This window comes from Variovorax rhizosphaerae, assembly GCF_037889975.1.
Lineage (GTDB): Bacteria > Pseudomonadota > Gammaproteobacteria > Burkholderiales > Burkholderiaceae_C > Variovorax > Variovorax rhizosphaerae.
The window spans coordinates 108,284-134,626 of sequence record NZ_JBBKZT010000013.1 but is presented as its reverse complement, the minus strand read 5'-3'; the positions used below and the strand labels follow the sequence as shown (position 1 = coordinate 134,626).

21 protein-coding genes are annotated in these 26,343 nt (G+C 66.2%); 5 read left to right on the top strand and 16 right to left on the bottom strand.

The window, feature by feature from the left end; translation table 11 throughout:
* Positions 1–40 precede the first annotated feature (40 nt).
* Together WKW82_RS26060 and WKW82_RS26055 are read right to left on the bottom strand one after the other, a co-directional pair.
* Positions 41–898: an HTD2 family dehydratase gene (locus tag WKW82_RS26060; protein ID WP_340345361.1), complete on the bottom strand. Its 858-nt coding sequence runs from the start codon at positions 896–898 to the stop codon at positions 41–43.
* Positions 895–2,109 (bottom strand): ABC transporter substrate-binding protein, encoded by a 1,215-nt coding sequence (locus WKW82_RS26055; RefSeq protein ID WP_340345360.1) that lies wholly within the window; start codon positions 2,107–2,109, stop codon positions 895–897. Before WKW82_RS26055 ends, WKW82_RS26060 begins: the two co-directional genes overlap by 4 nt.
* 169 nt (positions 2,110–2,278) lie before the next feature.
* Here WKW82_RS26055 and WKW82_RS26050 point away from each other — a divergent pair, with 169 nt between their 5' ends.
* Genes WKW82_RS26050 through WKW82_RS26040 form a run of 3 tightly spaced genes read left to right on the top strand, consistent with a single transcriptional unit; the run spans position 2,279 to position 5,114 of the window.
* The gene (locus WKW82_RS26050; RefSeq protein WP_340345359.1) at positions 2,279–3,508 is read left to right on the top strand and encodes a CaiB/BaiF CoA transferase family protein; all 1,230 of its coding nucleotides are present in this window, start codon (positions 2,279–2,281) and stop codon (positions 3,506–3,508) included.
* A gap of 20 nt (positions 3,509–3,528) precedes the next feature.
* A complete protein-coding gene (locus WKW82_RS26045) occupies positions 3,529–4,104 on the top strand; it encodes a DUF2889 domain-containing protein (protein ID WP_340345358.1) in 576 nt (191 codons plus the stop codon).
* 26 nt (positions 4,105–4,130) lie between these two features.
* Positions 4,131–5,114 (top strand): Bug family tripartite tricarboxylate transporter substrate binding protein, encoded by a 984-nt coding sequence (locus WKW82_RS26040; protein WP_340345356.1) that lies wholly within the window; start codon positions 4,131–4,133, stop codon positions 5,112–5,114.
* A 324-nt stretch (positions 5,115–5,438) separates the two neighbouring features.
* Here the strand turns inward: WKW82_RS26040 and WKW82_RS26035 are convergent, their stop codons facing one another.
* From WKW82_RS26035 to WKW82_RS26020, 4 genes are all read right to left on the bottom strand, one after another.
* Entirely contained in the window at positions 5,439–6,635 is a 1,197-nt protein-coding gene (locus WKW82_RS26035; RefSeq protein WP_422823585.1) for an L-talarate/galactarate dehydratase, read from the bottom strand.
* A gap of 36 nt (positions 6,636–6,671) precedes the next feature.
* Positions 6,672–7,643 carry a Bug family tripartite tricarboxylate transporter substrate binding protein gene (locus WKW82_RS26030; RefSeq protein WP_340345355.1) on the bottom strand — a complete coding sequence of 324 codons (972 nt, stop codon included), beginning with the start codon at positions 7,641–7,643 and terminating at the stop codon, positions 6,672–6,674.
* Between the two features lie 124 nt (positions 7,644–7,767).
* Positions 7,768–9,369 (bottom strand): UxaA family hydrolase, encoded by a 1,602-nt coding sequence (locus tag WKW82_RS26025; RefSeq protein ID WP_340345354.1) that lies wholly within the window; start codon positions 9,367–9,369, stop codon positions 7,768–7,770.
* A 19-nt stretch (positions 9,370–9,388) separates the two neighbouring features.
* Positions 9,389–10,561: a UxaA family hydrolase gene (locus WKW82_RS26020; RefSeq protein WP_340345352.1), complete on the bottom strand. Its 1,173-nt coding sequence runs from the start codon at positions 10,559–10,561 to the stop codon at positions 9,389–9,391.
* 200 nt (positions 10,562–10,761) lie between these two features.
* Between WKW82_RS26020 and WKW82_RS26015 the strand changes: the two genes are divergently transcribed.
* Entirely contained in the window at positions 10,762–11,745 is a 984-nt protein-coding gene (locus WKW82_RS26015) for a LacI family DNA-binding transcriptional regulator (RefSeq protein WP_340345351.1), read from the top strand.
* Complete coding sequence (locus WKW82_RS26010; protein WP_340345349.1) at positions 11,742–12,740, top strand: LacI family DNA-binding transcriptional regulator; 999 nt, start codon at positions 11,742–11,744, stop codon at positions 12,738–12,740. Before WKW82_RS26015 ends, WKW82_RS26010 begins: the two co-directional genes overlap by 4 nt.
* Before the next feature lie 30 nt (positions 12,741–12,770).
* On the opposite strand, the gene WKW82_RS26005 is transcribed toward WKW82_RS26010, so the two are convergent.
* The 10 genes from WKW82_RS26005 to WKW82_RS25960 all read right to left on the bottom strand — a co-directional run bounded on the left by WKW82_RS26005 (position 12,771) and on the right by WKW82_RS25960 (position 26,265).
* Positions 12,771–14,723 (bottom strand): acyl CoA:acetate/3-ketoacid CoA transferase, encoded by a 1,953-nt coding sequence (locus WKW82_RS26005; protein WP_340345348.1) that lies wholly within the window; start codon positions 14,721–14,723, stop codon positions 12,771–12,773.
* Complete coding sequence (locus WKW82_RS26000) at positions 14,720–15,691, bottom strand: alpha/beta fold hydrolase (RefSeq protein ID WP_340345347.1); 972 nt, start codon at positions 15,689–15,691, stop codon at positions 14,720–14,722. Before WKW82_RS26000 ends, WKW82_RS26005 begins: the two co-directional genes overlap by 4 nt.
* Before the next feature lie 3 nt (positions 15,692–15,694).
* A complete protein-coding gene (gene phaC, locus WKW82_RS25995; protein ID WP_340345346.1) occupies positions 15,695–16,801 on the bottom strand; it encodes a class III poly(R)-hydroxyalkanoic acid synthase subunit PhaC in 1,107 nt (368 codons plus the stop codon).
* Positions 16,802–16,809: 8 nt separating this feature from the next.
* Positions 16,810–17,649: a poly(R)-hydroxyalkanoic acid synthase subunit PhaE gene (locus WKW82_RS25990; RefSeq protein ID WP_340345345.1), complete on the bottom strand. Its 840-nt coding sequence runs from the start codon at positions 17,647–17,649 to the stop codon at positions 16,810–16,812.
* The gene (locus tag WKW82_RS25985; RefSeq protein WP_340345344.1) at positions 17,649–18,779 is read right to left on the bottom strand and encodes a zinc-dependent alcohol dehydrogenase family protein; all 1,131 of its coding nucleotides are present in this window, start codon (positions 18,777–18,779) and stop codon (positions 17,649–17,651) included. The genes WKW82_RS25990 and WKW82_RS25985 overlap by 1 nt, the downstream gene beginning before the upstream one ends.
* A 16-nt stretch (positions 18,780–18,795) precedes the next feature.
* Positions 18,796–20,427, bottom strand: coding sequence for an acetolactate synthase large subunit (locus tag WKW82_RS25980; protein WP_340345343.1), 1,632 nt, complete (start codon positions 20,425–20,427; stop codon positions 18,796–18,798).
* A 369-nt stretch (positions 20,428–20,796) separates the two neighbouring features.
* On the bottom strand, positions 20,797–22,152 hold the full coding sequence (locus WKW82_RS25975) for an MFS transporter (RefSeq protein ID WP_340345342.1): 1,356 nt from the start codon (positions 22,150–22,152) through the stop codon (positions 20,797–20,799).
* Positions 22,153–22,417: 265 nt separating this feature from the next.
* Positions 22,418–24,148 carry an L-arabinonate dehydratase gene (araD, locus tag WKW82_RS25970; RefSeq protein WP_340345495.1) on the bottom strand — a complete coding sequence of 577 codons (1,731 nt, stop codon included), beginning with the start codon at positions 24,146–24,148 and terminating at the stop codon, positions 22,418–22,420.
* A 14-nt stretch (positions 24,149–24,162) separates the two neighbouring features.
* Positions 24,163–25,251, bottom strand: a complete 1,089-nt coding sequence (locus WKW82_RS25965; RefSeq protein WP_340345341.1) for a mannonate dehydratase — start codon at positions 25,249–25,251, stop codon at positions 24,163–24,165.
* A gap of 87 nt (positions 25,252–25,338) precedes the next feature.
* A complete protein-coding gene (locus WKW82_RS25960; RefSeq protein WP_340345339.1) occupies positions 25,339–26,265 on the bottom strand; it encodes a LysR substrate-binding domain-containing protein in 927 nt (308 codons plus the stop codon).
* Between the last annotated feature and the right edge of the window lie 78 nt (positions 26,266–26,343).

Below are 26,343 nucleotides of genomic sequence, written 5' to 3'. Positions count from 1 at the left end.
CTTGCGATGTGAATTCATTGCGCGCTTCCTGGGGACCGGATCAGCGGAAGGCCGCGGTGGCGGACATCGCGAGTTCGCCGTCCGGCCCGCGCGCCCACAGCGCAAGCGAGCCGTCGTCGGCTGCGCGGCCTTCGATGCGGAAGGCGCGCCCCGCGAACAGTGGGCTGACGCCCCGGAAGTCGAATCGTGCGAGCGGCCGGCCACTGCCTTGTTCGAGCGCGAGTTGCTGCAGCAGGGTGGCTGTCAGCGGACCATGCACCACGAGACCGGCGTAGCCCTCCTCGTCATGTGCATAGGCCAGGTCGTAGTGGATGCGATGGCCGTTGAAGGTCAGCGCCGAATAGCGGAACAGCAGCGTCGTATCGGGCGAGACATCTCGCCCCCACTGTGCCTCGCCCTCGTAGCGCTGCGGGGCGGCGGCCGGCGCGGCGCCCGAGGGGGTCGCTTCGCGGTACACGATGTCCTGCTCTTCGACGATGCAGGTCGTGCCATCGCAGGTGGTGGTGTGCTCGACGGTGACGAACCACAGCGCGCCGCGCTTGCCAGTCTTGTTCTCGACCTTCAGGATGCGGCTGCGCCGCGTGGCCTCGGCCTCCACCGGAAGGTCGGCCAGGTAGCGCAGCCGGCTGCCGGCCCACATGCGACGCGGTAGTTCGATGGGCGGCAGGAAGCCGCCGCGCTGGGGATGGCCATCGGTGCCCAGGCCGCTGCGGCGCACGGCCGGGTTGAAGAAGAGCCACTGCCAGCCAGGCGGCAATGCTTCGCCCGCCGCGGGCGCGGTCGAGAGGTCGAGGGTGGCGGCCATGGCTGCCACGGGCCGGGCCAGGATGCGCTCGGTGCGTTCTTCCTCGCGCCCGACCCAGGCGTCGTAGCTTATGCTCACGCTCTGCTCCTTCATGCCAGCTTCGCGTCGAAGACTTCGGCTGGGTAGGGCCGGAACTCGCGCACCAGCTTGAAGGTGCCATCGGCCGCGGCCTGCAGGATGCCTTCCTGCCGCGCGCCGCGATGGTCACCCGCCTTGAAGCTGACGTTGCGCGCACCGCCGACGTTCTGGTTGGTCATCGTTTCCATCACGTCGACCAAGTTGGCGCGTGTCAGCGGCTTGCCGCTGGCCAGCAGCATCTGGAATCCCTTGACGAACAGCGCACCGTTGCTCCAGCCGTTGAGGCCGAACACGCCGATCGGGTCGTTCGGGTAGTACTTGCCGACGTTGTCGCGGTAGGCCTTCACATCGGAATCGTCGGAGGTCACCGGCAGCAGCCAGGAGGAGAAGTACACGCCGTCGAGCAGCGAGCCGGCCAGCTTGCGCGTGGTCGGGTCGGCCGTGAAGAAGGGCGCCATCCATTTGGCCTCGTAGCCGATGCGCTCGGCGGCCTTCAGCGCCGCAGCCAGGTTGGCGTTGGAGCCGAACAGCACGACCACTTCGGCCTTTGCATTGGCGAGGCGGCGCACGTGCGGCGTGAAATCGGTGTTGCGCACTTCGAAGGGGATCGACTCGGCCGGCGTCTTCTTGTTGGTCGACATGTGCAGGTCGAAGCCACGCTGGGCCGAACGGCCGAGTTCGTCGTTCTCCCAGAGCAGGGCGACGCGGCTGGCGTTCAGGCCGTTGAAGGCGTAGTCGAGGTTGGCCGCGGCCGACCAGCCGTAGTCCGGCAGCAGCGGATAGACCAGCCGCTCGGAGAACAGCGCCGTGGCGCCGCCGATCGGACCGATCATCGGCAGTCCCACTTCCTTGGCATAGGGAATGACGGCCACCGACTGCGCGGTGCCGGTGGCGGCGGCCAGCGCGAAGATCTTGTTTTCCTCGACCAGGCGACGCGTCACGGCCACGCTGCGTGCGGGCTCGTAGCCGTCGTCGTAGGTGACGTAGTTGATCTTCCAGCCGTTCAGGGCATTGGTCTCGTTGGCCCACTTGAAGCAGGACTCCGCGGCGTGGGTGAGGATCGTGTAGAACGGCACCGGCCCGGAAATGGGGGTGAAGGCGCCCACGGTGACGGTCTTGGTGGCCGTGTCGATGCCGGGCGACGCCTGCTGCGCCTGCGCCCAGCCTGGCAGGGCGGCCGAGGCCGCGACGGCGCCGCCGGTGGAGAGGAAAGACCTTCTGCGCATGTGTTTGTCTCCTGGGAAAGTGGGAGGTTGATCGACGCTTCGCCGCAATAGAATGCATTGTATAAGAAGCATTTTGACGTTCAACATTCGGGTTTCCCCGTGAAAATGGTGATAACACAGGTTTTGTGGTGAACATAGAATGCATTCTTTTTGAAAATGAGGCACTCCGATGCATCAAGCTCCCCTCGCCGGTCGCCGCGTCATTGAACTGGGCACCATGCTCGCGGCGCCGTTTGCGGCGCACATCCTTTCGCAGCTCGGCGCGGAGGTGATCAAGGTGGAACCGCCCGCGGGCGATCCCACGCGCAGCCTGGTGCGCGGCGGCCCCAGCGGCACCTTCATTGCCTACAGCCACGGCAAGAAGAGCGTGTGCATCGACCTCTCCAACCCGGAGGGCCATGCCGCGTTCTGCAAGCTGCTGGAGACTGCCGATGCCCTGGTCCACAACCTGGCGCCCAAGGCCGCGCGCAAGCTGAGGCTGACGCGCGAGGATTGCGCGGCGGCCAATCCGCAGCTGATCTACTGCCACATCCGCGGCTATGCGGCGGGACCGCAGGCGGACGACCTGGCATCGAATCCGGTCGCCGAAGCGGCGACCGGCGTGATGGAAGCCAACTGGGTCAACGGCCGGCCCAGCCGCCTGGGCCCGTCCTATCACGACCAGTTCGCCGGGGCCTACGCGGTGATCGGGATCCTCGTCTCGCTGCTGCAGCAGCAGGCGGGGCGGTCTCCGCAGCCTGTCGAAGTCGGCTTGTACGAGACCGGCCTGCACGTGGCCTCGCGCGACCTGGTCGGCGTGCAGTTGAAGACGCAGTTGCTGGGCCGCGCCGAGCGCGAGCCGCACGGCGAATTCAGCATGCCGGGCTATGGCGCCCACCTCACGGCTGACCAGCGCTGGATCTACCTGCTGATGCTCAACGACAGCCACTGGCTGAAGTTCTGCCAGGCGATGGGACTGCCGCAGGCCCAGGACGCGTCGCTGGCGACGCTGCGCCAACGCAAGAAGGCGCGCGAACAGTGCGAGGGCATCGTGAAGGCCGCGGTCGCAGCCCGCAGCTTCGACGACGTGGCCGGGCGATTGAACGCGGCCGGCGTCGGCTGTACCGAGGTGCTGCCACTGGAGCGTGTGCTGGAGGCGCCGCAGGCCCACCAGCCGGGCAAGCTGCGCGAGGTGCGCTTCCGCGGGCTGGACTTCGAGGTGCCCGAGTTTCCCGCGTTCAATGCGACGCAAGAGGGTGTGCGAACGCTGCCGCCGGCGGACCTCGGCGAACACACGCTGGCGCTGCTTCAAGCCGCGGGCGTGCCGCCGCAAGAATGCAAGGCTTTGCTGGCGTCTGGCGCCATTGCCTCGAGCCGGCCCGGCACGTTCGCGTGGGCCGCGGTGCGAGAGGCGGCCTGACGCCATTGGAGGACTTGGCTGTGACACCCCCCCGGATCGAACGCAAGGAACTGCATCATCGACAGGTCGACCTGCGCTTCTTCAGTCGCACCGATGGCCTGTGCGAGATCGAAGGTCGGCTCGTCGACACCAAGAGCCATCCCTTCATGCGGCAACTGGCCGTCGACGCCATTCCGCCCGGCGTGCCTGTGCACAACATCGTGGTGCGGCTCGTCATCGACGACGCGCTGCAGGTGCATGAGGCCGAGGCCGCAATGCATGCCACGCCATTCGGCGTGTGCCGCGGCGCGGTTAATACGTTGGCGCCGCTGGTGGGGCTGCGCATCGGCGCGGGATGGAACAAGCGGGTCAGGGAACTGCTCGGAGGGAGTGCGTCCTGCACGCACATCGTCGAACTGCTGGGCCCGATGGCCACCACGGCGATACAGGGCCTCGCACCGCAACGCCTGGCGCGCATCAACGAACCCGGCAGCGAAGCGGAGCGGCAGGCCAAGGTGGACAGTTGCTTCGCCTATGCGGCGGAGCGCGAGGTGGTGGCCCGGCTCTGGCCGCATCTGCATCGCCCGGCCGAAGAAGGCAAGCGGCCTGTCGAGTGATCGGTTTGACCTGGAAGGAGCGAGACATGATGAAAGCAGCCGTGGGCCTGGCAAGGGTCCTCGCAACCTGCGTGCTCGGCGTGACTGTCGCGGCGGCCCATGCAGCGGGCTACCCCGACCGTCCCATCCGCCTTGTGGTTGGCTTCCCGCCGGGCGGTGGCGCCGATTTCGTCGCACGACAGGTCGCGCTAGGTCTGGGCCAAGGGCTCGGCGGCAGCGTGGTGGTGGAAAACAAGCCCGGCGCCAACGGCACCATCGCCGCGGCGGACGTGGTGCGCAGTCCCGCCGATGGCTACACGCTGCTGCTGGGCGCGACGGCCAGCCAGTCGATCAGTCCCGCGCTCTCGCCCAAGCTGCCCTATGACCCGCTGCGCGATTTCACACCGATCAGCCAGGTGGGCTCGACACCGTTGGTGCTGGTCGTCAATCCGTCGCTGCCTGTCAGGACGGCTCAAGAGTTCCTGCGCTACGTGAACACGAGCAAGGATCCGGTCACCTACGGCTCTGCTGGCACCGGTAACATCACCCACATGGCCGCAGAGCTCTATGCCCAATCGACCGGCACGACCAACCTGCGGCACATCCCCTACAAGGGCAGCAGCCAGGTCATCACCGACCTGATTGGCGGTCACATCGCGGCCTACTTCGACACCCTGCCTTCGTCGCTGCCATTCATTCAGAGTGGTCAGTTGCGCGCCCTCGGCGTCACGAGCGGCGGGCGGGCCAACGCTGCGCCAGACATCCCGACCTTGCAGGAGGCCGGGGTGGCTGGATACGACGCCGCCACCTGGTTCGGCGTGCTGGGACCCTCGAAGCTCGACCCCGAGATGGTGGCTCGAATCCATGGCGCGCTGCGCATGAGTATGGGTACGCCGGAAGCGCGCAAGGCCTTGATGTCTAGAGGCGTGGATCCGGTCCTCGACACACCTGCGCAATTTCGTGCGACGCTTGAAGCCGATTTGGCGCGATGGCGAGAAGTGACGCGCAGAGCGAGAATCACGCTGGAATGAGCAACCTGCGACTCCTTGCTTCGAGCAACTGTTGCTTCAGCATTCATGGCTTCTCGTATCAAGGGCGCGCGCTCGCAGCAAGACCCGCTGCGACAATCGATAGCGGCGCGGACGCAAAGCCTACGGATCTCGGGCGAGACTGCGAGACGACGGTGAAGGTCGAACTGCACAGGAATGCCGCCGTTCAATGAGGACGTGCCTATCTCGGCGATTGTCAGTTTTCAGCTCATTCGGCGCTGACTATGAACTTCGCAACCAGTCATTCGGCGGCCGAAGTACCTGGCGTGGCGCGAACGCCCGCTGGCGCTTGCATTGAGTCATTGACTAGGGCCTTTTACCAAACTCCTGGGTTTCCGCAGTCCACGACAGCGCCTGCTCGCTCAGGCTGAAGCCCAGGCCCGGCCGGTCCGACACATGCATGCGCCCATCTTTCAGGTGCATCTGCTCGTTGAACATGGGACCCAGCCATTCGAAGTGTTCGAGCCACGGTTCGATCGGGTACGCCGCCGCCAGGTGCAGGTGGATCTCCATCGCGAAGTGCGGCGCGAGCTTGCGGCCCTTGAAGGCGCCGAGCGACATGATCTGCAGGAAGGGCGTGATGCCGCCGACGCGCGGTGCATCGGGCTGGATGAAGTCGCTGCCCTCGCCCATGATGAGCTGTGCATGCTCGCCGAAACTGGTGAGCATCTCGCCGGTGGCAATCGCCGTGTCGAAGCGCTCCGCCAGCTGGGCATGGCCTTCGAAGTCGTAGGCGTCCAGCGGCTCCTCGATCCAGGTCAGGTCGAAGTCCTCGAAGGCGCGGCAGGCGCGCGTGGCCTTCTGCCGGTCCCATTGCTGGTTGGCATCGACCATCAGCGGGAAGGCGTTGCCCAGTTGCTTGCGCACCGCGGCGACGCGCTCGATGTCGATGGCCAGGTCGGGCTGGCCAACCTTGAGCTTGATGCCGCCGATGCCGCTCTGACGCGAGATCTCGACGTTCTTCAGCACCTGGTCGAGCGGCGTGTGCAGGTAGCCGCCCGAGGTGTTGTAGCACTGCACCGAGTCGCGCTCGGCGCCCAGCAGCTTGGCCAGCGGAAGCTTCGCGCGCCGGGCCTTCAGGTCCCACAACGCGATGTCGAAGGGGGCGATGGCCTGCGTCGTGAGACCGCTGCGGCCCATGCTCGCGCCGGCCCACAGCAGCTTGGTGAACAGGCGCGAGATGTCGTTGGGGTCCTCGCCGATCAGGTGGGGCGCAAGCTCTTTCGCATGCGCGTACATGCCCGGACCGCCCGCGCGCTTCGAATAGCCGAAGCCGATGCCGCTGTGGCCGTCACGCGTCGAGATCTCCGCGAAGATGAAGGCGATCTCGGTCAGGGGCTTCTGGCGGCCCGTGAGCACCTTGGCGTCGCTGACCGGCGTGGCCAGCGGCAGGAACACCAGCGACAGCTTGATGTGCGCGATGCGGTCGCCGGTGTCGGCGGCGGTGCGCGCGTCGGCGCCGATCTTGGCGTAGGAAACGATATTGGATTCAACGGCACCCATGGCGATGGACTTTCTTTCTGGAAGAGTGGAAAACGATCAGTCGAGCTTGATGCCGGCGGTCTGCACGACCTTGGACCAGCGGGCGATTTCATCCGCGACGAACTTGGTGAAGTCCGGCGATTTCGACGCGAGCACCACGAAGCCATTGGCCTCCATCTTGGCGCGCACGGCGGGGTCGCTGAAGGCCGCCACCATGGCCGCCTCGAGCTTGTCGACGATGGGCTTCGGCGTGCCCTTGGGTGCGGACAGGCCGGTCCACGACACGGCGGTGAAGCCCGGGTAGCCGGACTCGGCCACGGTCGGCACATCGGGGTACAGCGGGTTGCGCTTCTCGCTCGTCACGACCAGGGCGCGCAGCTTGCCGGCCTTGACGAAGGGTTGCACCACGTCCTGGTTGGTGAACATGCCGGGGATCTGGTTGGCCACCACGTCGTTGAGCGCGGGCGCGCCGCCCTTGTACGGGATGCCCACCATGTCGAGGCCGGCCACCTGCTTGAGGTACTCGGTCGTGACGTGGCCCGACGAGGCGTTCACCTGCCCGTAGCTGAACTTGCCGGGGTTCGCCTTGACCCATGCGATGAACTCCTTGAAGGTCTTGGCCGGGAACTCGGGGTTGACCACCAGCACGTTCGGGCCCGCCGCCAGTTCGGAGATGTGGATGAAGTCCTTGTTCGAGTCGTACGGCGGCTTGGGCGTGAAGCCGTGGATGATCGCGTTGCTGCCGATGCCCGACAGCAGCAGCGTGTAGCCATCCGCAGGCGCCTTGGCCGCCTGGTCGGTGCCGATCGCGCCACCCGCCCCGCCCTTGTTGTCGACCACGAAGGGCTGCTTGAGTTGCTTGCTCAGGCCTTCGGCGATGAGCCGGCCCATGATGTCGCTCGTCCCGCCGGCCGGGAAGGGCACGATGATCTTCACGGGCTTGTTGGGGTAGTCCGTCTCGGCTTGCACGGCCATCGGCAGTGCGGTGGCGAGGGCCAGCGCGGCGGCGAGGAAGTTGCGCTTGTTCATGAGGGAATGTCTCCTTGGATGCGAATGGATGGGTGTGCGGTCATTGAATCGGGATCGTCCTGTGCGAGCCATGCAGGGTGTCCCCTAGGGTGGCTGCGGCGTCCCGCCCAGTGGGACGAAGTTGCTAGTCAGAGATGCCGAGCGGCCACGGCACGAACTCGTTCAGACCCACGCCCAGTGCCTCGCTCTTCGTCGCCTCGCCGGATGCATGGCGCAGGATCTGCTCGAAGATGGCGCGGCCCATCTGGTCGATGGTGGCCTCGCCGTCGATCACGACACCGCAGTTGATGTCCATGTCGTTGCTCATGCGCGCATACATCGGCGTGTTGCTGGCGAGCTTGATCGTCGGCGCCGGCACCGAGCCGAAGCAGGAGCCGCGGCCCGTCGTGAAGCAGATCAGGTTTGCCCCGCCGGCGATCTGGCCGGTGGCCGAGACCGGGTCGTAGCCTGGCGTGTCCATGAAGACGAGGCCGTGTTGCGTCACGGGCTCGGCGTATTCGTAGACCTCCATGAGCGGCGCATTGCCGCCCTTCTTCGCGCCGCCCAGCGACTTTTCCAGCACGTTGGCAAGTCCACCGGCGTTATTGCCGGGACTGACACGTCCGTTGATCTGCGTGTCGCGCCCCTCGTTGTAGCGCAGCCACCAGTCGATGCGTGCGACCAGCTTCTTGCCGATTTCCGGCGTGACGGCGCGTGCCGTCAGCGTGTGCTCGACACCGAAGATCTCCGACGTTTCCGAGAGCATGGCCGTGCCGCCATGCTCGATGAGGATTTCCATCGCACGACCCAGCGCCGGGTTGGCCGACAGGCCAGAGAAGCCATCGGAACCGCCGCACTGCAGCCCGATGCTGATGTGCTCGGCCGAGACCGGCTCGCGCCGTACTTCGTTGGCACTGGCGAGCATGCTGCGCACCTGCTCGATGCCCGCGGCGATGGCCTTCTTCGTGCCGCCTGCCCGCTGGATGACGAGGGTCTGCAACATGGGGCCCGTCGCCAGCTTCTGGTGTGCGAGGAAGTCGTCCAGGCCGTTGTGCTCCTCGCCAAGCGCGATGACCAAGGCGCCTGCGGTGTTGGGATGACGGATGTAGCCCCCGATGGTCCGGCGCAGCAGTTCCATCGGCTCGCCGCTGCGCTCCATGCCGACGCCCTGCTCGTGCACAAAGGGCACCACGCCATCGATGTTCGGGAAGGCAGCGAGTTCGTCTTCGTCAAAGAAGCTGGCGATCTTGCGCGCCACCGTGGCCGCGCCGTGGCTCACGATGAACACGCCGATGTAGTTGCGTGTCGCGACCCGGCCATCGGGGCGAACGATGCCCTGGAAGCGCGCCCGCTCATCCGAAGGCAATAGCTTCGTCGGCACGTAGTCGAGGCCATGGCGGTAGTCCTTCACCAAGTCCCCGAACGCGATGTTGTGGCTGTGCATCCAAGTGCCCGCAGGCAGGTCCTCCGAAGCAAAGCCGATCACGGTGTTGTACTTGAGCACCGGCTCGCCCTTGGCGATGAAGCGGGCTGCGAGCTTGTGGCCTGCGGGCACGGGTTGCAGCGTGGTCACACCCTCGCTCGGCACCGCAACGCCAGCGGGCACCTCGATGCGTGCGACAACGACGTTGTCCTTGGGGTCGAGGCGGATGAAGGGGTTGCGCTGGACGGCCTCCGACGGCTTCACGGTCGATGCGATGGTTGGAACGATGGCGGCAGTGGTCGCGCCGAGGGTCGATGTGCTCATGTTGTTGTCTCCTCGTTGTTCAAGCCAGCACGCCGATGGGCCAGGGCACGAATTCATCTCGTCCGACGCCAAGCTCTTCGCTCTTGGTGGCCTCGCCCGAGGCATGCGCGAGCATCCGCTCGAACACCAGTTGCCCCATCTGCGCCACGCCGATCTCGCCGGCCAGCACGCCGCCGCAATCGATGTCCAAGTCGTCCTCCATGCGCGCGAACACCGCCGAGTTGCTGGCCAACTTGACGGTCGGTACGGGTGCCGCGCCGAAGCCGGACCCGCTGCCTGTCGTAAGGCAGACCATCGTGGCGCCGCTGGCGACCTGCCCGGTGGCGGAGACGGCGGCATAGGCCGGCGCGTCCATGAACACCAGGCCGCGCTGCGTGACCGGATGGGCGTATTCGTAGACGGCCTGGAGCGGCGAGGTTCCGGCGCGGCGCAGGCCTTCGGTCTCGGCGGGCGCCGCCCGGGTCATGCCCGTGTCGCGTCCCGCCGTGTAGCCCTTCCACCACTGGATGCGCTGCTCCAGTTGCGCACCGACTGCGGGACTCGCGGCGCGTGCCGCCACGCGTTGTGCGTCCGGTGCGAGTTCGCTCGTCCCGGAAAGGATGGCCGTGCCGCCATGGCGCACCAGCAGGTCGATGGCCGCGCCCAGCGCCGGGTTCGCTGAAATGGCCGTGTCGCTGTCGGCGGCGGCCGATTGCAAGCCGACCACCAGGTGCTCGACGGAGACGGCCTCGCGCTGGAAGCGGTTCGCCTCGGGCAGCATCGCCTCGACCGCCGCAATGCCCGCATCGATGGTGTTGGCCGTGCCGCCGATCTCCTGCATCACCAGCATGTGCAGCATGGGTCCGGGGACGAGCTGCTCCTGCTCGAAGAACGCGCGGATGTTGTTGCGCTCGCAGCCCAGCGCGATCACCACGGCGCCTGCGATATTGGGATTGCGGATGGTGCCCGCAATGGTCCGGCGCAGCAGGTTCATCGGCTCGCCGGTGGCCTCCATGCCGCAGCCGATCTCGTGCACGAAAGGCAGCACCTCGTCCACGTTGGGGAAGGCCGCCAGGCGCTTCGCATTGAAATGGTCGGCCACGCGCCGCGCCGCCGTGGCGCCGCAGTTGCCGACGACGAACACGCCGATGTGGTTGCGTGTGCCGACCCTGCCATCGGGCCGGACAAAGCCCTCGAAAGTGATCTCGTGCATCGTGACTCCGTTGTAATGGAAGCGCTTCCATCTTTGGGCAAACAAAACGGGCACTCGTGCCCATTTCAGATGTGCCGCTTCTCCGCGCCGTTGCATCGATTGTATGGAAGCGCTTCCATGATTGCAAGCGTCGCGGTATAACCCTGCCCTTGACCCGCCCACAGACTCCCCCTCCCTCCCCCGCTCCGGAACGCGCGCGCATGAGCGACGTTGCGCGCGTCGCGGGCGTTTCGCTCGTCACCGTCTCGCGCGCCATCAACGAGCCCGACAAGGTCGCGCCCGATACGCTGGCCGCCGTGCGTTCCGCCGTCGAGCAATTGGGCTACGTGCCCAACCTCACCGCCGGCAGCCTCGCCTCGAACCGCTCGCGCATCGTCGCGGCCATCGTGCCCACCATCTCCAACCTGGTGTTCTCCGAAACCATCGAGGCGTTGGCGCAGACCCTGGCCGATGGCGGCTACCAGTTGCTGCTCGGCCAGAGCGGCTATCGCGCTGGTGACGAGGCGACGCTGGTCGACACCTTCCTCGGCCGACGCGTCGATGGCCTCGTGCTGACCGGCAATGCCCAATCGCCCGCCCTGCGCGCCAAGCTCAAGCGCGCCGGCGTGCCGGTCGTGCAGACCTGGGACCTGCCGACGCCGCCCAACGCGCCCATCGACATGCTGGTCGGCTTTTCCAACCTTGAAGCCGGCAAGGCAGCGGCACAGCACCTGATCGATCGCGGGCACCGAGCGCTGGCCTTCATCGGCGCCGAGGAAGACCGCTCGAGGCTGCGGCTCGAAGGCTTCAGGACCGTGGCGGCGGCGCATGGCATCGACGATGTGCAGTCGGAACTGATCCGTCCGCCAGCCTTGATCGACGACGCCGGCCCTCGCCTCACGCAGATCCTCGCGCGACGGCCCGATGTCACGGCCGTGTTCTGCAACAACGACCTGCTCGCGGCAGGCGTGCTCTTCGAATGCGTGCAGCGCGGCTGGGCCGTGCCGGGGCGGCTCGCCGTGCTCGGGTTCGGCGACCTGGCGGTGGCGCGTGCCGCATCGCCACGCCTCTCCACTGTCCTGATCCGACGCGCCGAGATGGGCGAGCGCGCGGGCCAGATGCTGCTGGCGCGGCTGTCCGGCCAATCCACAGGTGCCGACCTGATCGACATCGGCTTCGAGATCGTGGCGCGGGCCAGCACGTGAAACCTTCCAAGGTGCTGATGTCGGACGTGGCCAAGGCGGCCGGCGTGGCACGCGTGACCGTGTCCCGCGTGCTGAGCGACCCGGACAGCGTGGCACCGGCCACCCGCGCCGCCGTGCAGGAAGCGGTCGCGCAGCTCGGCTATGTCCCCAACCTCAACGCCGGCACGCTCGCGTCGAGCCGCTCGCGCATCGTCGGCGCGATCGTGCCGACACTGTCGAACGCCTGGTTCGCCGACACGATGGATGGGCTGTCCAAGGTACTGGGCGCAGCCGGCTACCAACTGTTGCTTGGCCAGACCGGCTACGACGCCGATGCGGAAGAGAAGCTGGTCGATGCCTTCCTGGGCCGTCGCGTCGATGCCATGGTGCTGACGGGCACGGCGCACACCGCGGGCGTGCGGAGCAAGCTGCAAAAGGCCGGCATCCCGACGGTCGAATGCTGGGACCTCTGCGACGACCCGATCGACATGGTGGTGGGCTTCTCCAACGAGGCGGCCGGCGAGGCCGTGGCCGCGCACCTGCTGGCACGTGGGCGCCGACGCTTCGGCTTCCTTGGCGCCGATGAAGACCGTGCGCGCAAGCGACTGCAAGGCTACCGCGCGGCCATCGCACGGGCCGGTGGCGGCGAGGTCGTGACGCGATCTGCCGCACCGCCCACTTCCATCGATGACGGCGCTGCCGGCCTCGCGCAACTGTTGGCTGCAGAGCCCCGCCTGCAAGCCGTGTTCTGCAGCAACGACACCTTGGCACTTGGTGCGTTGCTCGAATGCAGGCGTCGCGGGCTCGCGGTGCCAGGAGAGCTGTCGGTGGTCGGCTTCTCGGACCTGCCGGTGGCTGCGGCCTGCGTTCCGCCGCTCACCACCGTACGCATCGCCTCGCGCGAGCTGGGCGAACGAGCAGGCCTGTTGCTGGCGCGGCGCCTGTCGCGAGAGCCCGGCGAGGTGCCGCGCATCCATGACATCGGCTTCTCCCTGGCCCTTCGCGAAAGCGGTTGACAGGGTCTGTCGCCGGTACGCCAGAGCGGCTCAGGCGACTGCGACGAGTTGCGGCCGAGTGCGAAGGAACTCAGCCGCATCCGCCTTCGATTCGAAAACGCGCGCCGATGCCTGGCGCGTCTGCAATGACGAACCCAGCTTCGCGCGCAGGAAGGCGCTGGTGGTGTAGCGCCGCCCGGTGCTGTAGTACTTCGCCCGCAGCGCGGCCACCATGTCCTCGTAGGCCTCGGCCACCCTGTCGTCGAGCCTGAAGCCGTCGTAGTTGACGATCACGTTCAGCTTGCGCCCGATCTGGCTGCACAGCGCCTCGAACACGCGCCGCACGCTCTCAATCTCTTCCATGCTGCGGATCGCCATGCCCTCGAAGTTGACGAAAAGCGTGTTGCGCTCGGTGTCGTAGCTCAAGCGATCGGAGAGCTGCAGGTCTTGCAACACCGCGGCCAGACCCATCGACTTGGGACGGTAGATGCGCGGGTCCATGATGGTGACGGTGTCCATCAACGGCCGGAAGGCCATGTGCGCGAGGATGTCGCGATCGATGTCGATGCCCGGCGCCACTTCGATCAGTTGCAGCCCTTGCGGCTGGAGCCTGAAGACGCAGCGCTCGGTCACGTAGTGCACGGATTGGCCCTTGGCCGCCGCCTGTGTGCCGCTGAAGGTGATCTGCTCGACCGCATCCACGAACTTGCGCACCTTGCCCTCGGCATCGATGCGCACCTTGCCGTCCTGGATCGAGACTTCCAGCCCCCCGGCAGTAAACGTGCCGGCAAACACGAGGCGGCGCGCGTTCTGGCTGATGTTGATGAAGCCACCCGCCCCCGCCAGTCGCGGCCCGAAGCGGCTCACGTTGACGTTGCCGACCTGGTCGATCTCGGCCATGCCCAGGCACGCGAGATCCAGCCCGCCGCCGTCATAGAAATCGAACTGCTGGTTCTGGTGCAGCAGCGCTTGCACGTTGACCGCCGCACCGAAGTCCAGCCCGCCCTGCGGCATGCCGCCGATGACGCCCGGTTCGGCCGTGAGCGTGAGGTCATCGAGCACCCGCTCCTCGGCGGCAACGGCGGCGACCACCTCCGGCACGCCGATGCCCAGGTTGATCACGCCGCCCAGCGGCAGTTCGAAGGCGCAGCGACGGGCAATGAGTTTTCGCTCGTCCAGTGGTGCGGGCACGATCCTGTCGGTCCGCACCCGGATCTCGTTCGAGAAGGCGGCGCTGTAGTCGGTGCCGTAGGTCTGCACGTGGGAGGCCTGCGGTGCGACCACCACGCAGTCGACCAGCACGCCCGGGACGATGACGCTGCGCGCATCCAGCGAGCCTGTCGCGGCAATGCGCTCCACCTGGGCGATCACCAGCCCGTTGGCATTGCGCGCGGCCATCGCCGCGGCCTGCGCGTCCAGCACCAGCGCCTCGCGTTCCATCGTGACGTTGCCGGAGGCATCGGCCGTGGTGCCGCGGATCAGCGCCACGTTGATCGGAAAGGTCTTGTAGAACAGCCACTCCTCGCCATCGATGTCCATGACCCGCACCAGGTCCTCGGTGGTGCGCGTGTTGATCTTGCCGCCGCCGTTGCGCGGGTCGACGAAGGTGCCCATGCCGACCTTGCTCACGCTGCCCGCACGGTGCGCCGCGATGTCGCGGTACAGGTGCGAGACGACGCCCAGCGGCAGGTTGTAGGCCTCGATCAGGTTGTCCGTCGCCAGCTTGGCGAGCTTGGGCACGAGCGACCAGTGGCCACCGATGGCGCGCTTGACCAGCCCCGGATGCGCCAGCCGGTTGAGGCCGCGTTCCTTCGCATCGCCCGGCGCCGCGGCAAACACCAGCGTGAGGTCGCGCGGGCCCTGGGTGTCGACGAAGCGTCGCTCCAGCGCTTCGATCAAGGCCTCGGGCGTCCCGATGCCGACGAAGCCCGAACAGCTCACCGAATCCCCATCGCGGATCAGTGCGACAGCCGCCTCGGCCGTGACGATCTTGTCTTGCTTCACGGTGTGCTCGCAGAGATCGAACGGCCCGCCCGAGATGCCGCGGCGGACGCTCGCGCCCGGCCACTTGGGCGGGGCTTGGCCGGGAAGAGAAACGCCTGGATGGTCGCGATCTGGCTGGCTTCCATCAGCGCCGGTGCATGCCCGCACTCGGGTACTTCGACGACGCTCACGAGGCCGGCCTTGGCCGCAGGGCCGCGGTTCAGCATCTGTCGCGTCGTCGCTTCACTCAACAGGTCGGAGTCTTCGCCGCGCAGGATCAGCACCGGGCAGTCGATCTTGTCCCACAGTTGCCACAGCACCACGTCCAGGTAGATCGGGATGCCGAAGCGCATGCCGATGGCCGGGTCGAAATGGAAGCGGACACCGCCGGCCGGGTCCGGCGTGGCGCTGTACTTCGCCAAGTGCTGCCACTGCGCATCGGTCAAGTTGCCGAAGGGCTCGTGGATCTCGCGCAGATGCGCCTCCAGGTCTTCGACGGATGCGAAGCGCCAACGCTTGCCGAGGTACGCACCGATGCGCCGCAGCGCCGAGGCGGACACGCGCGCCCCGAAGTCGTTGAGCACGAGCTTGCGAATCGGCGTCTGTTCCTCGGAGGCCATCAGCATGCCGATGTGGCCGCCGAGCGACGTGCCGATCCAGTCCACCGACTCCACGTCGAGCCGCGCGATGAGCGTGGACAAGGCGCCGGTGTAGGCCCGGTCGGTGTAGTGCGCCGGCTTCGCGAGCCACTCGCTGCGTCCGCGTCCGGGGAGGTCAGGTGCGACGACCCGGACGCCTTCCGCCGCGAGTGCGGAAGCCAGCACATCGAAGTCGCGGCCCGTACGCGACACACCATGCACGCAGACCACGGTGCGCTCGGCCTTCTCCGGCCCCCACTCGGCATAGGCCAGCCTGCGGAAGCCGCCGTGACCAATGACCGAGACCTCCTTGAGACGAGGCTCCGTGGTGTTGCCTTGACGCTTGGCCACCGGCTACCGATCGCGCTTCTTCAGCCAGTCGAAGATGCCCTTGCCGAGCACCCCCTGCGACTTGCCGCTGACGAACACGCCGACATGGCCGCCATCGAGCCCGATCTCCGAATAGTCCTGGCTGCCGACAGCGCCGCGCAGCGCCTGCGTGGTCTTCGGCGGGATGATGTGGTCGTCCTTGGCGAAGACATTGAGCACCGGCACGCGGATGTCGGCCAGGTCGACCTTGCGGCCGCCGAGTTCGAACTCGCCCCGGATCAGCTCGTTGTTGTTGTAGAGGTTGACCAGCAGTTGCTTCGCTGCCTCGCCGGGGTGGTGCGGCCGGTCGGCGAGCCACTTCTCCATGCGCAGGAAGTTCAAGAGCTTCTTCTCGTCGTCGAAGGTGTCGAGCAGGCCGACGTTGTACTTGGAGAGCGTCGCGCCCGGCGTCATCTGCGAGAACACATGGCTCATCAACTCGCCCGGCAGGTTGCCGTTGGCCTCGATGAGGCGATCGATGTCTTCCGCGCTCAGGCCGCGGGTCCACAAGTTGATCAGGCCGTGGTTGATGCGGCCTTCGGCCTGGTCCTGGTGGAAGTCGACGGGTGTGATCGTGAGGATCAGGTTCTTGACGCGGTCCGGATACAAGGCTGCGTAGCACAGCGAGAAGACACCGCCTTCGCAGATGCCCAGCAGGTTGATGGCAGGCAACTGATGCTCGCGGCAGATGAACTCGATGCAGTCGTTGAGGTAGACGTCGACGTAGTCCTCGAAGCTGAGCCACCGGTCGCTGCGCGTGGGGCTGCCCCAGTCGACGGCATAGACGTCAACGCCCAGCGCCAGCAGGCTGCGCAGCATCGAACGGTCTTCCTGCAGGTCCGTCATCGTGTAGCGGCCGACCTGGCCGTAGGCGACGAGCACCGGGATGCCGAGCGTGCGCTTTGCCGTGGGCTTGTAGCGATAGAGCGTGGTCTTGTCTTCGCGGAAGACCACCTCCTTGTCGGCAGTGGCGATCTGGACGTGCTCGTCCTTGATCCTGCCGAGCAGCTTCTGGCCGCGCGCCATCTTGAGGTTGAAGTCGCTGAACTCCGCGAGCGCCGCGGCGGCGGGGGATTTCTGGAGGGCTGTCATGAAGTTCCTCAGGCCTTGGCTGTTGGCCGCGTCTTCGTGGCGGTGGCAGTGCGGCGTTGGGGCGTGGCTGCGTTCGCTGCGGCGCGCGCCGGCGTCGTCAAGGCGGCCAACTGCCGCCGTTGCAACCGCAACTCGCGTCGAAGCTCCGTCACCACCCGCTGCGTCTCATCCACCTCGGTGCGCGTGGGGATGTGGCTCGATTCGCACCAGGCTTCGGCCAGTTGACGTTCCTGCAAGCGGTAGTCGGATGCGGCGCGCAGCATGCTGCTCTGCGCCTGCACGAACGTTTCCGTGCGGTGCGCCTCGATGAGCGTGTCGTTCGCGATCGCAAGCCAGCGATCGGTCAGGCCGCGCCACGTCGTTGGGCTATCACCCTTCTGCACGAAGGATGCGGCGAAGCGTTCGAAGGCCTTGCGCCACGCCTTCTGCTCGATGTCCTGGTAGGCCCACACCGCCTTGTCGCGCTCGGCCGCGCGTTGCTGCAGTTGGAGCAGTTCGCGGTCCATGTTCCACAGGGTGGCGTACTTCGGTCCTTCCAGCACCGCGCGCAGGCCGGTGTCAAAGGCGTCCGCACCCGAGCCGCTCCAGCGTGCCGGGGAAAAGAGCGCCAGCAGGGCCTCAGGCGTCAAGGCATCGGGCCGCGCGCCCTCCTTTGCCAGCGCTGCCCACTTCTCGATGGACTCCTTCCATGTGGCCTGCAGCGCTTCGAACTGTTCTTCCATCGGCGACTTCGTGCCCTCGCCCGTCGACACTTGCGGTGCACCAAGAATCACCGCCTTCATGAAGGCCGGCATGTTGTCCGCCCATGCACTCATCCACGAAGGTGCGGCATCGTTCGGCCCGCTCATCATGCGAACTCCACCACCTGCCGGATCGCCTTGCCCTCATGCAGCAGGTCGAAGCCGTGGTTGATGTCATCGAGCTTCAGGCGCCCCGTGAGCAGCTTGTCCACCGGCAGGCGGCCCTGCTGATACAGCGCGATGTAGCGCGGGATGTCGCGCGAGGGCACGCAGGTGCCGATGTAGCTGCCCTTGAGCGTGCGTTCCTCGGCCACGAGGTTCACGGCCGGCAAGGGAAACAGCGCGGTCGGCGGCGGCAGCCCAGCTGTCACCGTCATGCCGCCACGTCGCGTGATCTTGTAGGCCAGCTCCAGAGCGCGCACCGAGCCTGCAAACTCGAAGGCGAATTCGACGCCACCCGAACTCAGCGCGCGGATCTGCTCCAGCGCATCGGCTTGTCCGGCATTGACCGTGTGCGTGGCGCCGAGCGTGCGCGCCTGTTCCAGCTTGTCGTCGGCCAGGTCGATGGCGATGATCTGCCGCGCCCCCGCCGCATGCGCGCCGATCAGTGCCGCGAGCCCCACGCCACCCAATCCGATCACCGCGACGGATGCGCCCACCTGCACCTTGGCCGTGTTCACGACCGCACCCACGCCCGTCAGGACCGCGCAACCGAACAAAGCCGCCTCATGCAGCGGCACACTCGGATCGATCTTCACCAGCGAGCGTCGCGACACCGTGGCGTACTCCGCAAACACCGAGCAGCCGAGCTGATGGTTCAACGGTTCTCCACCATGGCTCAAGCGCCGCGCTCCCGAGAGCAAGGTGCCCGCCCCATTGGCCGCAGCCCCCGGTTCGCACAGCGCGGGCCGCCCTTCCGCGCAAGGGGCACAGTGACCGCAGCTCGGCACGAACACGACAACCACGTGATCGCCAACCGCCAAGTCCGTTACACCCTCGCCCACTTCCTCGACAACGCCCGCGGCTTCATGCCCCAGCGCCATCGGCATCGGCCGCGGACGGTCGCCGTTGATCACCGACAGGTCGGAATGGCACAGCCCCGCGGCCACGATCCGGATCATCACTTCATCGGGCCCCGGTGACGCCAGGTCCACCTCCATGATCGTGAGCGGCTTCGAATCGGCATAGGGCGGCGCCACGCCCATCTTTTCAAGTACGGCGGCTCTGATTTTCTTCATCTGCATGCACTCCTGTTCAAAGCGGCGACTTCATGTCCTTGAGCCTTGCGGTGAGCTTCATGTTCTCCGCATAGTCCACGGGGCAATCGATGATCACGACGGTGTCGTCCGCAATCGCCTGCTTCAGCGTGGGCAGCAGGTCTTCCGCACGCTCGACCCGATAGCCCTTGGCGCCGAAGCTCTCGGCGTACTTCACGAAGTCGGGGTTCTTGAACGCGATGTGGCTGGGCCGGCCGAAGTGGCGCAACTGATGCCAGGTGATGAGGCCGTATTCCGAGTCGTTCCAGATCAGGATCACGAAGGGCGTCTTCATGCGCAGCGCGGTCTCGATCTCCTGCGAGTTCATCATGAAGCCGGCGTCGCCGGTCACGGCCACCACCTTGCGATCCGGGTAGGCGAGCTTCGCTGCAATCGCACCGGGCACCGCGATGCCCATCGCCGCAAAGCCGTTGGAAATGATGCAGGTGTTGGGCCGCTCGGCCTTGTACATCCGCGACATCCACATCTTGTGCGCGCCCACGTCGGAGATCGCGATGTCGTCCGGGCCCAGCACCTCGCGCAGGTCCCACACGATCTTCTGCGGCTTGATCGGGAAGGCCGTGTCTTCCGAATATTCCGCGCGATCGGCCACCACCGCCTTGCGGATCGCCTTGAACGGCGAGGCCGTCTGCGGCTTCGCCTTCAGTGCCACGGCGCGCAGCGAGTTGGTCAGGTCACCCAGCACACCGACAGCCACGATGTAGCGCTCGTCCACCTCGGCCGGCAGCGCGTCGATGTGGATGATGGTCTTGTCGCCGTTCGGGTTCCACATGTCCGGGTGGTACTCGACCATGTCGTAGCCCACGCAGATGACCACATCGGCCTTCTCGAAGGCGAACCATTGCAGGTCGCGCGCCTTCATGCCGATGGTGCCGAGCGAGAGTTCATTGGTGAAGGGCACCACGCCCTTGGCCATGAAGGTGTTGGCGACGGGAATGCGCAGCACCTCGGCAAAGGTGGTCAATGCATCGGCTGCACCTTGGCGGATCACGCCGTTGCCGGCCAGGATCACCGGGGCCTTCGCCGCGTTGATGAGCTTCGCGGCTTCCTCGATCTTGTGCGCGGGCGCCTCGGAGGTGTAGGCCGTCTGCACCTTGATCGGCTGCTTGTCGGTCGTCATCTCCGCCACGTTCTCGGGGAAGTCGATGAAAGTAGCGCCGGGCTTTTCCGTCTGCGCGACCTTGAAGGCCTTGCGCACGATCTCCGGCACGATGCCCGGCTCCAGGATCTGCGTCGAATACTTGGTGATCGGCTGGAACATGCTCACCAGGTCGAGGATCTGGTGGCTCTCCTTGTGCAGCCGCGTGGTAGCGCCCTGCCCTGCGATGGCCACGATCGGCGCGCGGTCCATGTTGGCATCGGCCACGCCGGTGATGAGGTTGGTGGCGCCCGGACCCAGCGTGGACATGCACACGCCCGCACGGCCCGTGAGGCGGCCGTACACGTCGGCCATGAAGGCTGCGCCCTGCTCATGGTGGGTCGTGACGAACGTGATGGGGCTGTCGAGCAGCGCGTCCATCACGTCGATGTTTTCCTCGCCTGGGATCCCGAAGATGTATTCGACGTTCTCGTTCTCTAGGCATCTGACAAACAACTCGGCGGCTTTCATGGAAGGTCCTTGGTGCAGTTTTGGAATCGGGGATGCGTCACCGGCTGCAGGCGACGACGACAGGTCTCGCGAAGGTGCAGCCAGTGAGAAATGGACGGGGTCGTTCCAGATGTCCGCGCACTCATGGGCGGAAGGATCAATGGCGACGGTGGCGTGGTTCGGCATTTGTCTCTTGATGTGTTCGAGCGCAGTGACTCGCGCGACTCTTCGGTCGGGCGGAGTCAATGCTAGGGATGCGGCACCCGCTTGAAAATTGAGCAATTGCCAAGCGAGCGTTCTTGGATCGAGAACGCTGTGAGGTCCGCAAGATCCATTCCCGCGCGGTGTAACAGTGCGTGAGGGGCTGCGTCGCCAAGGCGAGGCGCGGGATCAGCCCTGGACGCTTGCAACCTTGATCAGGTCAGCCGGCACGCGCGGCTTGATCTCGAATCGCTCGATGCGCCCGACGATCAGCCAGTAGCTCGCCACGGCCACCATGCCGTGCAGGCCCACGTACACGAGCGCGCCCTGGAACGAACCGGTCGCACTGAGGATGTAGCCAATCACAACCGGCGTGGTGATGCCCGCTGTGTTGCCGATCGCGTTGAAAACGCCGCCGGTGAGGCCGATCATCTGGCGCGGCGCGGTGTCGGCCACGATGGTCCAGCCCAGCGAGCCGAAGCCCTTGCCGAAGAAGGCGAGCGACATCAGCGCAATCACCAGTGCGTCGGACTCCACGTAGTTGCAGCCGATCATGGCGGCGGTGAGCAGCAAGCCGATGGTGGTCGGCACCTTGCGCGCGATCGTCAGGGAGCCGGTGCGCTTGAGCAGCCAGTCTGAAATGAAGCCAGTCGACACGCCGCCAAGGAAGCCAGCGATGGCCGGGATGGACGCGACGAAGCCGGCCGTGAGGATCGTCATGCCGCGCTCCTTGACCAGGTAGGTCGGGAACCACGACACGAAGAACCAGGTGATGGCCGTGATGCAGTACTGCGCGAGGAAGATGCCCGAGAGCATGCGGCTCCTGAACAGGTCCAGGATCCCCGGCGCATTCGGGTCCTTGGCGACTGCCTTGGCAGTGCCCCCAGTCCCGCTCGCCGGCAACTCGACCAGCGCACCGCCGGCACGCATGAGTTCGAACTCGTCCTTGGTCAACTTCGGATGCTCGGTCGGCACATGGTAGGTACGCGACCAGAGCAGCGCCAGCAACAGGCCCAGTCCACCCATCACCGAGAACACATGCTCCCAGCCGAACTTGTGGTCGAGCCAGCCCATGAGCGGCGTGAAGAAGGCGAGCGAGACGTATTGCGCGCTGTTGAAGATGGCGCCTGCCATCCCGCGCTCCGCCGCCGGAAACCATGCCGCGATGACGCGTGCGGAGGCGGGGCCCACCGGCGCCTCGAAAGTGCCGAGCAGGAAGCGCAACACCAGCAGCGCCGCGAACGCGGAGGCAAACCAGCCTGCCGCCCCCATGAACATCGTGCAGAGCGACCACAGCACCAACCCGCCGATGACCGTGCGCTTGGCGCCGAGCTTGTCGACCAGCCAGCCCGCCGGAATGTGCGCGAGCACATAGGCCCATGCAAAGGAAGAGAAGAGCCAGCCCATCTGCACGGGGGTCAGCCCGAGTTCCTTGGACATGCCGGCGCCGGCAACGGAAAGGGTGGCACGGTCGCCCGTGCTGAAGGCCAGCACGATCGTGATGAGCGCGAGGATGAAATACCTTTGGTGGTTCCTGAAATACATGGGTTTGTCTCCGGCGTATTGGGGGTTGTCTCTTGCGCTCCGTGGCGTTGCCGGGGCCGCAATCAACGAATGCCTTTATTGGATGACGAGGGCGCTTGTCGTGCGCATCGTGTGCACAGACGACCCGTCGTTTCGTCCCATCCTTTGGGCCGCGCTGGGTGATGGAAAGGCTTCTGATCGCTAGCTCGGTCCATTGCGCGGGACAGCGCAAACGCGCTCAGGCCGACGTGGCAATGCCACGTCGACCTGATCTCTTGCGGAGGACTTAAAAAATGTCGGGCTCGCCAGCCGACTCACCGAACTGCGTCTGGAGGAAATCCATGTCGCAGCCCTGGTCGGCCTGAAGGATGTGCTCGGTAAACATCCATCCGTAGCCACGGCCGAAGCGTGGCGGCGGTGGCGTCCATTCGGTGCGGCGGCGCGCCAATTCTTCATCGCTCACCAGCATGTCGAGTGAGCGATTGGGCACGTCGATGCGGATGATGTCGCCGGTGCGCACCAGCGCGAGGTTGCCGCCGATGTACGCCTCCGGTGCGACATGCAACGCACAGGCGCCGTAGCTGGTGCCGCTCATGCGCGCATCGCTCACGCGCAGCATGTCGCGCACGCCTTGCTTGAGAAGTTTCACGGGGATCGGCACCATGCCCCATTCCGGCATGCCGGGGCCGCCCTTGGGACCGGCATTGCGCAGCACGATGACATGGTCCTCGGTGATGTCGGCGTCTTCGTCGTCCAGCATCTTCTTTAGCGACGGATAGTCATCGAACACCACGGCCGGTCCGCTGTGCTGCAGGAACTTGGCGCTCATCGCACTCGGCTTGATCACGCAGCCGTCCGGCGCCAGGTTGCCTTTGAGGTGCGCCAGTGCGCCCTCAGTGTAGACCGGGTTGTCGAGCGTCCGGATCACGTCGTCGTTGTAGACCTGCGCGCCCTCGATGTTCTCACCGACGGTCTTGCCGGTGACGGTGAGTTCATCCAGGTGCAGGTGCACATCGATGCGCTTCATCAACGCGGGCAGCCCGCCGGCGTAGTAGAAATCCTCCATCAGGTACTGGCTGGTGCCGCTGGGCCGCACGTTGGCGATCACCGGCACCTTGCGGCTAATGGCGTCGAAGTCGTCGAGGCTGATGTCGGCCTTGGCGCGCCGCGCCATCGCGATGACATGGATGATCGCGTTCGTCGAGCACCCCATCGCCATCGCCACCGTGATCGCATTGAGGAAGGCATTGCGGCTCTGGATGCGCGAAGGCCGCAGGTCTTCATGCACCATCTCGACGATGCGGCGGCCGGCCTGCGCCGACATGCGCTGGTGCCCCGCCTCGACCGCCGGCACGCTCGACGAGCCGGGCAAGGCCATGCCCAGTGCCTCCGCGATCGCGGTCATGGTGCTGGCCGTGCCCATCGTCATGCAGGTGCCGGGACTGCGCGCGATGCCGCTGATGATGCTGTCCCATTCGGGCTCGGTGATGAGGCCGGCGCGCCGGTCGTCCCAGAACTTGAAGGCGTCGGAGCCGGAGCCCAGCGTCTTGCCGCGCGAGTTACCGCGCAGCATCGGGCCGGCGGGCAGGAAGATCGCGGGCACATCGGCACTGGTGGCGCCCAGCAGCATGGCCGGCCCGGTCTTGTCGCAGCCGCCCATCAGCACCACCGCATCGACCGGATAGCAGCGGATCATCTCCTCCACTTCCATCGCCATCAGGTTGCGATAGAGCAGCGCGGAGGGCTTCACGATGGAGTCGTTCAGCGAGATGGTGGGCATCTCCAGCGGGAATCCTCCGGCCTGCAGCACGCCGCGCTTGACGTCATCCACGCGTTGGCGAAAGTGCATGTGGCAGGGGTTGTAGTCCGACCAGCTGTTCATGATCGCGACCAGCGGCTTGCCCTCCCACTCCTTGCGGTCGTAGCCCATCTGCATGATGCGGCTGCGGTGGTTGAAGGTGCGGAAGTCGTTGTTGGCGAGCCAGCGTTGGCTGCGCAGTTTCTGGAGTTCGGGCATGTACAGGGTGTACGTCAGTTCCTGGGTGCTGTCGACCACACGCCGGCCGCCTGCAGCAAGCCGCGCGTGTAGCCCAGCGCGAAGGACATGAAGCGCTCACGACCTTCGTCGAGCTCGGAGACCGGCACATGGTCCGGGCAGAGCGGGCCCGCATAGCCGCCACGCTGATAGGCCTTGACGGCTTCGAACATGTCGACGTCGCCCTCGTCCGGGAATACCTCTTGGAAGTCGAGGTAGCCGCCGCGGATGTTGCGGAAGTGGACCATGAAGATGCGGCCGGTCGAAGCAAACTCCTCGATCACCGGGATCATGGCCTTGCCCGGCGCCTTGAACATTTCGGCGACCGTGCCCTGGCAGAAGTTGAGGCCATGGTTCTTGCTGGGCGACAGTGCCAGGAACTTGCGGATGCCGTCGGCCGAACCGACCACGTGCTCGATGCCGCTGAGGCCGCCGACCGGATAGGCTGGGTCGTGCGGATGGCAGGCCAGGCGCACGCCGGCCTTGTCGGCGGCGGGCACCAAGCCCTCGACGAGGAACTCGATAGCCTCCCAGCCGGCCTTCTCGGTCACTGGCGGCACTTCACGCGCCATCTTCTGGCCGCAGAGCATCGCCGAGGCGGAGCCCCCCTCTTCCTGGTTGCTCGGGTAGCCCACGCCCCAGTACGAATGCTTCTGGTCATCCGCCGCCGAGTACTCGGCGTAGACGAAGCCGGAGTTCTGCGCGCCGCCCCGCCCGGGCTTGAGGCCCGTGCGCGTGATGCCGACCATCTGCACGTTGTACTTGAGGCAGGTGATGCCGGCGTCGGCCGCCTTCTGGATGTTCCGGGCCAGCGTCGCACGCTGCTTCTTCGCGCCCTCGATGTCAGTCAGGGAGTCGAGCAGGATCGAGCCGACATCGAGCGCGAAGACATCGAGCTTGAGGCCGAAGCCTTCGACCCATTGCCGGTAGTCGCGCAGCTTGCTGGCGTCCCATTCGCTGACGCCGCCGGTGGCGGAGATCAGTTCCGTGCCGCGGTTGTCGAGCACGACGCTCTGCACGCCGAGCTGCGTCGAGAGGCGCAGCCGGCGCTCGTCGGGGTTGAGGAGTTGTTCGCTGATGTACATGGGTTCTTGCCTCGTTGGATGGATGTGTCGATTCTGGATGGACACGTGTCCATCCGCATCCTTCCAAGGGGCGGGCAAGCCAACGCGTCAACGATTCAATCCCAAGGCGTGGGACGAACCGGACAACTTCGAATCGCGGGCCCGGACGAATCCCTCGATGGTGGCCAGCAAGGCATCCAGCAAGGGCGAGGACTCATCCTTGAGCCGGTAGTGGTGCACCTCCATCGAAGCGTCGACGCGGCTCTTGATCGGGCGGTAGGTGATGCCCGGAAAGCGCACGTTCAACATCGACTCAGGCACCAGCGAAAGCACGCGCCCGGTGATCACCGACAGCGCGGCCGTCACCACGTCGTGGACCGGCGGCGCAAAGCGCGGCTCGAAGCCGTGGCCTTGGCAGAGGGCCAGCGCCCCGGCGATGAGATTGGGTGCGGCGCCGGTGATCAGGGTCTCGCCCTGCAGCGCCTCCAGTTCGACGACTTCGCGTTGCGCCAGCGGATGACGCTCGCTGAGCGCGAGGAACAAGGGCTCGCGCGTGAGCGGCGCGCTGACGATGTCCGGCTCGTCGGGCAGCCAGCGCTCGAACACGATCTGCACGCGTCCCTGGCGCAGCGCCGCGACCTGGTCCGCCGTCTGCGCATGGTTCAGCACGACCACCACGTCCGGGTGCGTCGAGGTGAATTGCGCCAGCAGTTCCGCGATGACGCCGAAGACCGAGGAGCCATAGATGCCCACGCCGATCTGCCCCGCCTGGCCCTGGGCCGCCTGCCTGACACGTTCCGCCGCCTGCGCGAGCGAGGCGCGCACGCCGAGCGCTTCCTTCAGCAGGATCTGCCCCGCTTGCGTCGGCAGCATGCCCCTCGGCGTGCGCCGGAACAGGGTGGCGCCGAGTTCCGCTTCGAGCGCCTGGATGTGCCGGGTCAGCGGCGGCTGCGAGACGTGCAGGCGCTCGGCGGCACGGCCGATGTGCTTCTCCTCGGCGACCGCGATGAAGTAGTTCAGTTGGCGCAGGTCCATGGCGCTACATCTTAACTTTTAGGTATCACATGCTGCGTATTTGGAAATAGACAGTCAGAAGTAGCCGCTTGAAACTGC